A 13,231-nucleotide genomic window follows, 5' to 3' on the forward strand; every position below is an offset into this window, starting at 1 on the left:
TTTATAGAGACAAATCCTGCAATCGTTCCGACAATGTTGCGGAATCAGACTGCTCAGCGTCGATATCTTCCTTGACCCGTTGATACCAGGCCGTTTCATCCCACAGTTCAAACTTATTGAACTGTCCGACCAGCATCACTTCTTTTGTCAGACCGGCATGCTGCCGCAGCACGGGCGCAATCAATAAACGCCCCGCGCTGTCCATCTGACATTCACTGGCATGACCCAATAACAGCCGCTGCACGCGGCGTTCCTGCGGGTTCATGCTCGACAGTCGAGACAGCTTTTGCTCAATGATTTCCCATTCAGGCAAGGGGTAAAGCAGCAGGCAGGCGTGGTTGATGTCAATGGTGCAGACCATTTGACCAGAAGCGCTCTCGTTCAGCTGGTCGCGATATCGGGTTGGTACCGACAAACGCCCTTTGCTGTCGAGATTAACTAACGTCGCTCCACGGAACATGCCAGTCTCACCCCTCCTCACCACTTTAACCCACAAATTCCCACTTAAGGGAGTTTACGGAGCGATGGAAAAGCTTGTCAAGCCAGGACTTCCGCGACATCTGTCTAAATGCCACTGATTTACGAATGGAAGTTAACCCGGTTATTAACTGCACAACTGGCGCGGCAAAATTAACGTGATGAATATTTGTGAGAAAAAACGCGAATATGCATACCCGTCTTAAAAAACACTCATATCATCGCAGGTAAATATAAAGTGTCAGTTTGCGACGCGGGCGGCATTTTAAGCCATATTGCAGGGGGATGACAGCGCCAGATGCAGCGCGGGCGCGAAGCCTCTCACAGGCAGGCGTATACGGGCAAAAACAGAGAGTAAAAACGGCTGATAATTCAGCACTGGCGATGGGTTATGTAACAAAATAATACAATTATCTGCATAAATGACGACTAAATAAATATGAAACAACGTTTTCCTCAGTAAAGAGAATTAAAACGCGTAGCAGGCAAAGATTTTAAAGGAATTATCTTAAAAAGAATGTGGGAATTAATACGTTGATTCAGGATGAGAAATTCAGGGCAGCTTCCGCTGCCCTGTGGTCACTACACGCGGCTTAATATGCCGCGACGATAGAGATTACGACGGATACGTGTCAGGCCCGGTTTCGGCTTGCGCGGCTCATCGAGACTCGCCAGCACAATCTCCAGCACCCGCTCGGCCACGTCGCGATGACGCTGTGCGACGGCCAGTACCGGGCACTGCAGGAAATCGAGCAGCTCATGATCGCCGAAGGTGGCAATCGCCAGATCTGACGGGAGCTTACCTTCACGACGCAGCGTCACGTCCATCACCCCCTGCAACAGCGCAAACGAGGTGGTGAACAGCGCCTGCGGCATCGGATGGGTCTCCAGCCACTTCTCAAACAGCTGGGCAGAGGCTTCGCGCTCGTAGCTGTTGGCGTAGAGATAATCGACTTCACGAGGATCGTCTTTCCAGGCGGTGCGGAAACCCTGTTCACGCAGGAAACTCACGGAGAGTTCCGGCAGAGCCCCCAGATAGAGGACATTTTCCGCCGGGAAGGTGCGGAGCTCTGCCGCCAGCATTTCAGCATCGTCCTGATCCGCACCGACCACGCTGGTGAAGTGCTCACGATCTAACGCTCGGTCGAGAGCGACAATCGGAAATGCATCGTTGGCCCAACGCTGATAGAAGGGATGCTCAGGAGGTAACGAGGTGGAAACGATAATGGCATCAACCTGGCGTTGCAGCAGATGCTCAATGCAGCGCATTTCATTATCGGGCTGGTCTTCCGAACAGGCGATCAGCAGTTGATAGCCGCGCTGACGCGCCTGGCGCTCAAGGTAGTTTGCGATCCGGGTGTAGCTGGTATTTTCCAGATCCGGGATCACCAGACCGATCGAACGGGTGCGCCCGGCACGTAAACCTGCCGCGACGGCATTCGGATGGTAGTTATGTTCACGAACCACTGCCATGACTTTCTCAACGGTCTTATCGCTGACACGATACTGCTTCGCTTTACCGTTAATCACATAGCTTGCCGTCGTTCGCGACACACCGGCTAGCCTGGCGATTTCATCCAGTTTCACAATTGCCCCTTAAAAAAAAGAAAAGAGTCCATGACCTCGTCAGGGTTATGGCTAAATCTTGTAACATCTAAGCGCAGAATAGCCTGTGCAGCAACCGCTTTTGTCGGTGCAGCGGCGTCTGTACGCAAAAAAAAGCCCGGTCATTCACACCGGGCAAGCGAGAGGCGAATCTTTTATCCTTAACGCATCACTTTGTCGCCGCGGGAAAGCCCCACGACGCCCGAACGTGCGACTTCAACAATTTTGGCGACATCCCGCACCGAGGCGAGGAAGGCGTCCAGTTTATCACTGGTGCCGGCCAGCTGAACGGTATAGATAGAGGGGGTGACGTCGATGATCTGTCCGCGGAAAATGTCCGCGTTGCGTTTCACCTCTTCCCGCCCGTAACCGGTGGCCTGAATTTTCACCAGCATGATCTCACGTTCAACGTAAGCCCCCTGCCCCAGTTCGCTGACGCGTAATACATCAACCAGTTTGTGCAGCTGCTTTTCGATCTGCTCCAGCACCTTTGCGTCACCGACCGTCTGGATAGTCATGCGCGAAAGCGTGGGATCGTCCGTCGGGGCAACCGTCAGGCTTTCGATGTTATAGCCGCGCTGTGCAAAGAGCCCAATCACGCGCGACAGCGCGCCGGACTCGTTTTCCAGTAATACAGATAATATCCGGCGCATATCAGGTTCTCTCCGTTTTGCTTAACCACATTTCATCCATACCGCCGCCGCGAATATGCATCGGATAGACATGCTCTGTGCCATCAACCACGACATCGACAAACACCAGGCGGTTGTTGTTAACGTGCTCAAGCGCTTCGCTGAGCTTCGCCTCCAGCTCTGCCGGATTGCTGATGCGCATACCAATGTGGCCGTAGGCTTCGGCCAGACGGACAAAATCAGGCAGCGACTTCATGTATGACTGTGAATGACGGCCCGAATAGATCATGTCCTGCCACTGCTTCACCATGCCCAGATAACCGTTGTTCAGGTTAAGGACCAGTACCGGCAGGTCGTACTGCAGCGCAGTGGACAGCTCCTGAATGTTCATCTGAATGCTGCCATCGCCGGTCACGCAGACCACCGTTTCGTTCGGTAACGCCAGCTTCACGCCCAGCGCGGCTGGCAGGCCAAAGCCCATGGTGCCGAGGCCACCGGAATTGATCCAACGACGCGGCTTATCAAACGGATAATAGAGGGCGGCAAACATCTGGTGCTGACCCACGTCCGAGGTCACGTAAGCCTCGCCTTTTGTCAGTCGCCAGATGGTTTCAATTACCGCCTGCGGCTTGATGCTTTCACTTTGGGTGTCGTATTTCAGGCACTGGCGGGCGCGCCACTGCTCGATCTGTAACCACCAGTCTCGGATCTCATCGAGCGGCTGAACGTCGTTTTCCTGCCCCAGCAGTTCCAGCATCTGTTCTAGTACCAGACGCGCGTCGCCAACAATGGGCACATCCGCCGGGACGGTTTTGGAAATGGAGGTTGGATCGATATCAATGTGCAGCACCGTGGCGTTCGGACAATACTTCGCCAGGTTGTTGGTAGTGCGATCGTCAAAGCGCACCCCGACAGCAAAAATGACGTCGGAATTGTGCATCGTCATGTTGGCTTCATAGGTGCCATGCATCCCGAGCATGCCGAGTGCCTGACGGTGAGTGGCCGGGAAAGCGCCTAAACCCATTAATGAAGAGGCCACCGGTAGGTTCAGCTTTTCGATAAGCGCACGCAGCTGCGTTTCACACTTAGCGTTGACTGCCCCGCCGCCGACATACACCACCGGTTTTTTCGCCGTCACCAGAGTCTGCAACGCCCGCTTGATCTGGCCTTTGTGCCCCTGAGTGGTGGGATTGTAAGAGCGCATGCTGACCGATTCCGGCCAGACGTACGGCAGTTTGTTCGCCGGATTGAGGATATCTTTAGGCAGGTCAACCACCACCGGTCCCGGACGCCCGCTCGCTGCCAGCCAGAAGGCTTTTTTCAACACGCCGGGAATATCTTCCGTCTGTTTGACCAGGAAACTGTGTTTCACCACCGGGCGGGAGATGCCGACCATGTCGCACTCCTGAAAGGCATCGTAGCCAATCAGCGAGGTTGCAACCTGACCGGAGAGCACCACCATCGGAATGGAGTCCATATAGGCCGTGGCAATACCCGTAATGGCGTTGGTCGCACCGGGGCCGGATGTCACCAGCACCACGCCAACTTCACCTGTCGCACGCGCCAGTCCATCGGCCATATGTACGGCGGCTTGCTCATGGCGCACCAGAACGTGATCGATACCGCCCACGGTATGTAGCGCATCGTAAATATCGAGGACCGCGCCCCCGGGGTAACCGAACACTTGCTTCACGCCCTGATCGATTAACGATCGGACGACCATTTCGGCGCCAGACAACATCTCCATGATTAGCCTCCAGGCTTATCGTTTCAGACGGACAGGAGAAATATGCACTGAGCCGTCTTTTTTGTCAGGGTCTCCCCTGGCGTTTTTTATTGTGCAGAGTGACAGTTACCATAACCGCTCGCCGAAAGGCAGGCAATTAGCAAACCTGTACGGGCGCATAAACGCGAAAGAAGAAAAATGAGGTATTAATCTTTGTTATGGATAAATCAACTACGATAACGAAGAGGCTTGCGCATTCATCATTTAAAAAGGGAAAGGTGCAGTAATTCATGCAATTTTACCGCCGGGAAGCGGCAGTAAAAAAAACGGCTACAGAATAAAATTTCAGAAATTAAAATAAAATCAGGATAAAGAGCAAGAACAGGGCCATTTATCCTGGCGTCGTTTAGCGGCGGCACACGCTCACCAGCAGCTCTTCCATCCATTGATGGCCTTTATCGCGCCCGGCAGCCTCGTGCCAGGAGAGATAGCACGTGCGCGAGTTAAGGTTCAACGGCAGCGGTAATATCCTCAGATTCAGCGGCTCGGCAAACTCCTCTACCAGCCACCGCGGCGCAATGGCAACCAGCTGCGTTTGCGAGACGACATTTAATACGCTGACCATTGCCATTCCCTGATATGCCACGCAGGCCTGTTTATCCGGGGTGTCGTACCACGGCTGGCTAAAGGAGGCGTAGCGATCGAGAGCGACAACCGCATGCTGCTCACGATAAATATCGCTCTCCAGCAGCGTACCAAGCAGGCGTGGGTGTGATTTGCTGGTTACCAGCACCATTTCATCTTTGAATAAGGGTACGCAGGAAAATTCCGGACGGCGGAACTCTTCATAGCCAATCACAAACTCAGTTTCCTGATAACGCAGCTGATGTTCCGTATTCTGGTTAAGGGAAGACTTGAACACCAGATGAATATTAGGCGCGACCTGTTCAACCTGATTATAAATAAGCGAGGTCAAATAATTATCGAGCGGACTGCAAACGCATAAATGAAAAATACGTTCGCTGCTCGACGAGTCGAAACCCGAACCCGGGAGTTCATTCTGTACGAGCTGCAGTGCCTGGCGGACCGAGGCAAACAGCTGGAATGCACGCGCCGTAGGCTGGATCCCACGGCCATAGCGCACAAATAATTCGTCATTAAACATCACCTTGAGCCTGGCGACGGCATTACTGACGGCGGGCTGTGACATCCCCAGAGACTGGGCGGCGCGCGTGATATTTTGCTCTTGCATCACTGCGTCAAAGACCGTTAACAGATTCAAATCAACCGTACGAAGCTGCGGTTTTGCCCCGTCGAATGCTGCCGGTTTTTCACTTTTTTCTTCAGACATATCCTGCTCCACTGTCACACTAAGCTCCCTTTACTCGTCAGCAATAATCATTTTTAAAAATATGATTTACCACGCATATAAAACAAGAAAAAGAGAAATGTTACAAATTAGGAATATATAAATACCCGTCAACCGCGACAGGGATAAGAAATAAAACACGAGAACGTGCTCAGATAAGGTGAAACATATCTTTGAGCTAATGATTCGAATGAAACCATAAATCACACAAATAAACAATATGGCGTTTAGTTAAGGGTTATTTAAGTTTTAATGAATTATTAATGGCAACTTAATTTAAATGGTTAACATTTTATTATCACTAACATTACTTCCGTCTGCTTTATACGCTTAGCATCTGGCTAACGTAATGAAAGTTAAAGACTTCAAAAGGCAAACCTATTGTTTCGAAAGTTTGAATAATTGCAATCAAGTATATTCAAATAATTCTGTCGATGTATTTAGCCTAATCCGGCAGAATAACAAAATCGCCAAAAACGGAAAAACCAGCACAATAAGCTAACTTCATCGTTTGAGGCTGGAAGGCTGAACCATCGTTTTCACTTCACAGGGGTTGACATCAAACCGCGTATCCAGTACCACTAAAAGCATATCTTATTTATCTGGGGCATGATTCATGATTCGCAGCATTCGTTTCACCGGTCTACTACTACTAAACGCATCCACTGTGCGCGGTAGACTGGCGGGCGAAATTCAGCGTTGAATCGTTCTCTGGTTAACACAAAAAACCCGCGCCACTGCGCGGGTTTTTTTATGCTCGTAGCAAGGCGCCCAAATACAGACAAGGACCTAACCCATGAGCCAGCAAGTCATTATTTTCGATACGACCTTACGTGACGGTGAACAGGCATTACAGGCAAGCCTGAGCGTTAAAGAGAAATTGCAGATTGCTCTGGCCCTTGAACGTATGGGCGTGGACGTGATGGAGGTGGGCTTCCCGGTCTCTTCTCCGGGTGATTTCGAATCCGTTCAGACCATTGCCCGCACCATCAAAAATAGCCGTGTATGCGCCCTGGCCCGCTGCGTCGAGAAGGACATCGACGTGGCCGCTGAGTCGCTGAAAATTGCTGAAGCTTTCCGAATTCATACCTTTATTGCTACTTCACCAATGCACATCGCCACCAAGCTGCGCAGCACGCTGGATGAGGTGATTGAGCGCTCCATCTATATGGTGAAACGCGCCCGTAACTACACCGACGACGTTGAGTTCTCCTGCGAAGACGCAGGCCGTACGCCAATTGAAGATTTAGCCCGTGTGGTTGAAGCGGCGATCCGTGCCGGTGCCACCACCATCAACATCCCGGACACCGTCGGCTACACCATGCCGTTCGAATTCTCCAACATCATTACCGGGCTGTATGAACGTGTGCCGAACATTGATAAAGCGATTATCTCCGTTCACACCCATGACGATTTGGGCCTGGCGGTAGGTAACGCCATTGCAGCCGTCCATGCCGGAGCGCGTCAGGTAGAAGGCGCCATGAACGGTATCGGTGAGCGTGCGGGCAACTGTTCGCTGGAAGAAGTGATCATGGCGATCAAAGTGCGCAAAGACATCATGAATGTGCAGACCCGCATTAATCACCACGAAATCTGGCGCACCAGCCAGACCGTCAGCCAGATCTGCAACATGCCGGTCCCGGCGAACAAAGCGATTGTCGGCACCGGGGCCTTTGCCCACTCCTCCGGTATCCACCAGGACGGCGTGCTGAAGAACCGCGAAAACTACGAGATCATGACCCCGGAATCTATCGGTCTGAACCAGGTGCAGTTGAACCTGACCTCCCGCTCTGGCCGTGCTGCGGTAAAACACCGCATGGAAGAGATGGGTTATAAAGAGACCGATTACAACATGGATCACCTGTACGACGCCTTCCTGAAGCTGGCCGATAAGAAAGGACAAGTCTTCGATTACGATCTGGAAGCGCTGGCGTTTATCAACAAGCAGCAGGAAGAGCCAGAGCATTTCCGTCTGGATTACTTCAGCGTGCAGTCAGGTTCAAGCGATATTGCCACCGCCTCCGTTAAGCTGGCCTGTGGCGATGAGATCAAAGCGGAAGCTGCCAACGGTAACGGTCCGGTCGATGCCATTTACCAGGCCATTAACCGCGTCACCGAGTACGACGTTGAGCTGGTCAAATATGACCTGACGGCCAAAGGCCAGGGCAAAAACGCGCTGGGCCAGGTGGATATCGTGGTCAACTATAACGGCCGCCGCTTCCATGGCGTGGGCCTGGCGACCGATATCGTCGAATCCTCCGCCAAAGCGATGGTTCACGTCCTGAACAACATCTGGCGCGCCGCTGAAGTGGAAAAAGAGTTGCAACGCAAAGCTCAGAATAAAGAGAACAATAAGGAAACCGTGTAATGTCGAAGAATTACCATATTGCTGTGTTACCGGGCGACGGAATTGGCCCCGAAGTTATGGCACAGGCGCTGAAGGTTCTGGAAGCGATCCGCACCCGTTTTGCGATGAAAATTACCACCAGCCACTACGATGTGGGCGGTATCGCCATTGATAATCACGGCACGCCGTTGCCGCAGGCGACCCTGACAGGCTGCGAGAACGCCGACGCGGTGCTGTTTGGCTCCGTGGGTGGCCCGAAGTGGGAACACCTGCCGCCGGCCGAGCAGCCTGAGCGCGGCGCGCTGCTGCCGTTGCGTAAACATTTCAAGCTGTTCAGCAACCTGCGTCCGGCAAAGCTGTACCAGGGGCTGGAAGAGTTTTGTCCGCTGCGCGCCGATATCGCCGCTAACGGGTTCGACATTCTGTGCGTTCGCGAGCTGACCGGCGGCATCTACTTTGGTCAGCCGAAAGGCCGTGAAGGCAGCGGTCAGCACGAAAAAGCCTTTGATACCGAGGTTTATCACCGTTTTGAGATCGAACGTATCGCCCGTATCGCGTTCGAATCTGCCCGCAAGCGTGGCCATAAAGTCACCTCGATCGATAAAGCGAACGTGCTGCAATCCTCGATCCTGTGGCGTGAAATCGTTAACGAAATCGCCCGGGAATACCCGGACGTGCAGCTGTCGCATATGTATATCGACAATGCCACCATGCAGCTGATTAAAGATCCGTCCCAGTTCGACGTGCTGCTGTGCTCTAACCTGTTCGGTGACATTCTCTCTGACGAGTGCGCGATGATCACCGGCTCGATGGGGATGCTGCCGTCCGCCAGCCTGAACGAAGAAGGCTTTGGCCTGTACGAACCGGCAGGCGGTTCAGCGCCGGATATCGCGGGTAAGAACATTGCGAACCCGATTGCGCAGATCCTCTCCCTGGCGCTGCTGCTGCGCTACAGCCTGGATGCCAACGACGCGGCGACGGCGATTGAAAACGCCATCAACCGGGCGCTGGAAGAAGGCATTCGCACCGGTGATTTGGCCCGTGGCGCTGCTGCCGTTACTACCGATGAAATGGGTGACATCATCGCCCGCTATGTCGCTGAAGGGGTGTAATCATGGCGAAGACGTTGTACGAAAAGTTATTTGATGCGCACGTAGTCTTTGAAGCGCCGAACGAAACCCCACTGCTCTATATCGATCGTCATCTGGTTCACGAAGTGACCTCGCCGCAGGCGTTTGATGGCCTGCGTGCGCATCATCGCCCGGTGCGTCAGCCAGGCAAAACCTTTGCGACCATGGACCATAACGTTTCGACGCAGACTAAAGACATCAACGCCTCCGGTGAGATGGCGCGCATTCAGATGCAGGAGCTGATCAAAAACTGCAACGAGTTTGGCGTTGAGCTGTACGACCTGAACCACCCGTATCAGGGCATTGTCCACGTGATGGGGCCGGAGCAAGGGATTACCCTGCCGGGCATGACTATCGTCTGCGGTGACTCCCATACCGCCACCCACGGCGCTTTTGGCGCGCTGGCGTTCGGGATCGGCACCTCAGAAGTAGAACATGTGCTGGCGACGCAGACCCTGAAGCAGGGCCGCGCGAAGACCATGAAGATTGAAGTTACCGGCGAGGCTGCCCCGGGCATCACCGCCAAAGACATCGTGCTGGCGATCATCGGTAAAACCGGCAGCGCCGGCGGCACCGGTCATGTGGTGGAGTTCTGCGGCAGCGCGATCCAGGCCCTGAGCATGGAAGGCCGTATGACCCTGTGCAACATGGCCATTGAGATGGGCGCAAAAGCCGGTCTGGTCGCCCCGGATGAGATCACCTTCGCCTATGTGAAGGATCGTCTGCATGCCCCGAAAGGCCAGCACTACGACGATGCGGTCGCTTACTGGAAAACCCTGAAAACGGACGAGGGCGCGCAGTTTGACACCGTGGTGACCCTGCAGGCCGAGGCCATCGCACCGCAGGTGACCTGGGGCACTAACCCAGGCCAGGTGATCTCCGTTAACGACAACATTCCTGACCCGGCCTCGTTCGCCGATCCGGTTGAGCGCGCCAGCGCAGAGAAGGCGCTGGCCTATATGGGGCTAAAACCGGGCGTGCCGTTGACCGACGTGGCGATTGATAAAGTGTTTATCGGCTCCTGTACCAACTCGCGTATCGAAGATTTACGTGCGGCAGCCGAAGTGGCTAAAGGCCGTAAAGTGGCCGCAGGCGTGCAGGCGCTGGTAGTGCCGGGCTCCGGTCCGGTAAAAGCGCAGGCGGAAGCCGAAGGTCTGGATAAAATTTTCATTGAAGCGGGCTTTGAATGGCGTCTGCCAGGCTGCTCCATGTGTCTGGCCATGAATAACGACCGCCTGAACCCGGGTGAGCGTTGCGCCTCCACCAGTAACCGTAACTTTGAAGGTCGTCAGGGGCGCGGCGGGCGCACACACCTGGTCAGCCCGGCGATGGCCGCGGCAGCCGCAGTGACCGGCCATTTTGCCGATATTCGCAGCCTGAAATAAGGAGACCATCATGGCAGAGAAATTTACCCAACATACTGGCCTGGTGGTCCCCCTGGACGCGGCCAACGTCGATACCGACGCCATTATTCCGAAGCAGTTTTTGCAGAAGGTTACTCGCACCGGTTTTGGTGCCCATCTGTTTAACGACTGGCGTTTTCTGGATGACAAAGGCGAAGTGCCGAACCCGGAGTTCGTACTGAACTTCCCGGAATTCAAAGGCGCTTCTATCCTGCTGGCGCGGGAAAACTTCGGCTGCGGCTCCTCCCGTGAGCACGCGCCCTGGGCCCTGACCGACTACGGTTTCAAAGTGGTGATTGCGCCGAGCTTTGCCGACATCTTCTACGGTAACAGCTTCAACAACCAGCTGCTGCCGGTGACGTTAAGCGATACACAGGTCGACGAGCTGTTTGCGCTGGTGCAGAGCCATCCGGGGATGACGTTTGAAGTGGACCTGGAAGCTCAGGAAGTGAAAGCCGGGGATAAAACCTATAGCTTTAACATTGATGCGTTCCGCCGCCACTGCATGATCAACGGCCTGGACAGCATCGGGCTGACGCTGCAGCACGAAGACGCGATTTCCGCCTACGAGAACAAACAGCCGGCGTTTATGCGTTGATTTAATGGCCCGCGATGCGGGCCATTAAAAAGGTGCCTGAGCCAACCAAACGACTCACTCTGGAAAGGCGGGGAAACCTCTCCCCGCCCTCGCCTTAACGTTTCACTTCGCAAGCTAACACTGCCGCCAGCTCTGTATGGTCCTGTCTGTATCGCAGCTCACACAGCGAGTCGCGCACCATCCAGGTGAAGATCAATAACGTCATACAGATCATCAACAAACCTAACAGCAGAGTACGTTTTGGCATTCCAGCCACCTTATTGCTTTCCAGCGATGAAGAGGCTACCCTCACAGGGCTTAGTTGTGTTGGTTGGTTGGGTAGCCTCACATCAATGTTACGTTGAGTGGGGCTTTCTTCTGTCTACCCTTCCAGCAATGCTTCAGGCAAACAGCCTCAAGCACCCGCGTGAACTCTATTCGTAATCCGTCCTGCTGTCAGAATGGGCTCTCATTTCGTGAAGCCGCCTTCCAGAATTTCAGTCTCTTTTACCCGCCAGGTCAGCACCAGCGCCACCAGCGAAATCGCCGCAATCACCCAGTACACCCGGTAGTGACCATAGTTTTGCGCCAGCGCGCCCTGGATAATCCCCGCCAGAATGACCCCGGTTGAAATGCTGTTGGTAAACAAGGTAGTGGCTGAACCTGCCCGCCCCGGCATCAGGTCCTGGAACCAGAGCATGCCAATCCCGGCGACGATGCCGATAAAGACCGCATTAAACAGCTGCAGAGCGAGTAGCGCTTCGCGGCTGTGAAAGAGGATCAGACCCAGATAAAACAGCACACCCGCTGCCACCGCAATCACCATCATCCGACGTTTACCGAAGTATTTAACGTAATAACCGGCAAGGATCATCGCCGGAATTTCCAGCCCGGCAGCGGTGCCCATTAAGATCCCGGCCAGCTTGTCCGGCAGGCCCAGATCGCTGCTGATCCACAGCGGCATGTCGATGATGTACATGGTGTTGCAGGTCCACATCAGCGTGGAGGCGATAAACAGCCTGCGGACATTTTTGTCTTTCCAGCCGCTGACCTGGGTCACCGGTACCGCGTCTGCGGAGTCTACCCGGGAAACGGAGGGCAGCGCGAAGGCAATCAGCCCCAGGCTAATGGCAAAAATGGCCGCCGCAATAGAGAACATGGCGGTAAAGCCATAGTTGAGGGCCAGCATAAAGGCCAGCGGCGGGCCGATGACCCACGCCAGAGAAAGCTGAGCACGCATCACCGAGCTGAACATCACCACTTCCCGCGCGGAGCTATCGGCATATTCCCGCGCGAGAGCAAACAGCTGCGGCATGGCGGTATTGGCCAGTGAAGCCAGCAGCACGCCGCAGGTGAGTAAGGTCAGATAGTGACGGTTAAAGGCAAACAGCAGCGCGTTGCCGATCGCCATCGCGCAGCAAAAGAGGATCAACTTGCGGCGATCGCCCTGGCTGTCCGATCGCTTCGCCAGCCACAGGCTGACCAGGATCCCGGCGACGGCGTTGACGGTGTAAAAAATCCCCACCCAGAAAGGCTGAGCACCCACCTCACGGCTCAGGAACAGGCTCAGGGTCGGGGCCTGCAACGCACCGGCGACGCCCATCATAAACGCCACCACCATAAAGGCAGCATACACACCGTTGAGACGGCGTCCCATCGTCATTAACCAGAGCATTACCTGTTCCCTTTAGCGCAAGTGAAAACGAAAAAAGCCAGCAGATAATACCTGCTGGCGTGGTGATTCGCACCAATACTCAGTCACACATGATCGAAGCAATTCAGCGTTCCGAGGTCGACGTTGTCACCTCCCACTGCATCAGATCTTCCAGTATTTTCAGCCGCTGCTCTGCACACCGGCGGGCCAGCCAGGACACTCCCTTTGTCGCTGAAAAGTACTGTTGGTAAAACTGATTCGCGGTAGACCTCTTCATATTCACCTCCTCGCTTCAACGAAGTGAATTATTG

At 54.2% G+C, this 13,231-nt stretch carries 13 protein-coding genes; 5 read left to right on the top strand and 8 right to left on the bottom strand.

All coding sequences use genetic code 11. The features are described from left to right. Position 1: 1 nt before the first annotated feature. The 5 genes from mraZ to leuO all read right to left on the bottom strand — a co-directional run bounded on the left by mraZ (position 2) and on the right by leuO (position 5,791). A complete protein-coding gene (gene mraZ / locus V7Q49_RS11845; RefSeq protein WP_103178262.1) occupies positions 2-460 on the bottom strand; it encodes a division/cell wall cluster transcriptional repressor MraZ in 459 nt (152 codons plus the stop codon). 599 nt (positions 461-1,059) lie between these two features. Further along, complete coding sequence (gene cra, locus V7Q49_RS11850) at positions 1,060-2,064, bottom strand: catabolite repressor/activator (protein WP_333851454.1); 1,005 nt, start codon at positions 2,062-2,064, stop codon at positions 1,060-1,062. Between the two features lie 179 nt (positions 2,065-2,243). Beyond that, positions 2,244-2,735 carry an acetolactate synthase small subunit gene (gene ilvN / locus V7Q49_RS11855; RefSeq protein ID WP_032616525.1) on the bottom strand — a complete coding sequence of 164 codons (492 nt, stop codon included), beginning with the start codon at positions 2,733-2,735 and terminating at the stop codon, positions 2,244-2,246. A 1-nt stretch (position 2,736) separates the two neighbouring features. Further along, on the bottom strand, positions 2,737-4,461 hold the full coding sequence (gene ilvI, locus V7Q49_RS11860; RefSeq protein WP_333851457.1) for an acetolactate synthase 3 large subunit: 1,725 nt from the start codon (positions 4,459-4,461) through the stop codon (positions 2,737-2,739). 385 nt (positions 4,462-4,846) lie between these two features. Beyond that, on the bottom strand, positions 4,847-5,791 hold the full coding sequence (leuO, locus tag V7Q49_RS11865; RefSeq protein ID WP_333851460.1) for a transcriptional regulator LeuO: 945 nt from the start codon (positions 5,789-5,791) through the stop codon (positions 4,847-4,849). Positions 5,792-6,425: 634 nt separating this feature from the next. Here leuO and leuL point away from each other — a divergent pair. The 5 genes from leuL (at position 6,426) to leuD (ending at position 11,287) form a co-directional block, all read left to right on the top strand. Then, complete coding sequence (gene leuL / locus V7Q49_RS23540; RefSeq protein WP_103178258.1) at positions 6,426-6,512, top strand: leu operon leader peptide; 87 nt, start codon at positions 6,426-6,428, stop codon at positions 6,510-6,512. Positions 6,513-6,605: 93 nt separating this feature from the next. Beyond that, positions 6,606-8,177 (top strand): 2-isopropylmalate synthase, encoded by a 1,572-nt coding sequence (leuA, locus tag V7Q49_RS11870; protein WP_313824003.1) that lies wholly within the window; start codon positions 6,606-6,608, stop codon positions 8,175-8,177. Next, entirely contained in the window at positions 8,177-9,268 is a 1,092-nt protein-coding gene (leuB, locus tag V7Q49_RS11875) for a 3-isopropylmalate dehydrogenase (RefSeq protein WP_333851465.1), read from the top strand. The genes leuA and leuB overlap by 1 nt, the downstream gene beginning before the upstream one ends. Positions 9,269-9,270: 2 nt before the next feature. After that, complete coding sequence (leuC, locus tag V7Q49_RS11880) at positions 9,271-10,671, top strand: 3-isopropylmalate dehydratase large subunit (RefSeq protein WP_333851467.1); 1,401 nt, start codon at positions 9,271-9,273, stop codon at positions 10,669-10,671. Positions 10,672-10,681: 10 nt separating this feature from the next. Next, complete coding sequence (leuD, locus tag V7Q49_RS11885) at positions 10,682-11,287, top strand: 3-isopropylmalate dehydratase small subunit (RefSeq protein WP_333851469.1); 606 nt, start codon at positions 10,682-10,684, stop codon at positions 11,285-11,287. Positions 11,288-11,381: 94 nt separating this feature from the next. Here the strand turns inward: leuD and V7Q49_RS11890 are convergent, their stop codons facing one another. The 3 genes from V7Q49_RS11890 to sgrT form a co-directional block, all read right to left on the bottom strand. Continuing rightward, on the bottom strand, positions 11,382-11,534 hold the full coding sequence (locus V7Q49_RS11890; RefSeq protein ID WP_106994224.1) for a Hok/Gef family protein: 153 nt from the start codon (positions 11,532-11,534) through the stop codon (positions 11,382-11,384). 201 nt (positions 11,535-11,735) lie between these two features. Then, entirely contained in the window at positions 11,736-12,941 is a 1,206-nt protein-coding gene (locus V7Q49_RS11895) for a sugar efflux transporter (RefSeq protein ID WP_333851473.1), read from the bottom strand. A gap of 103 nt (positions 12,942-13,044) precedes the next feature. After that, positions 13,045-13,197, bottom strand: coding sequence for a glucose uptake inhibitor SgrT (sgrT, locus tag V7Q49_RS11900; protein WP_142488216.1), 153 nt, complete (start codon positions 13,195-13,197; stop codon positions 13,045-13,047). Between the last annotated feature and the right edge of the window lie 34 nt (positions 13,198-13,231).

Origin of the sequence: Leclercia sp., from assembly GCF_036780805.1 — a bacterium.
Taxonomy (GTDB): domain Bacteria; phylum Pseudomonadota; class Gammaproteobacteria; order Enterobacterales; family Enterobacteriaceae; genus Enterobacter.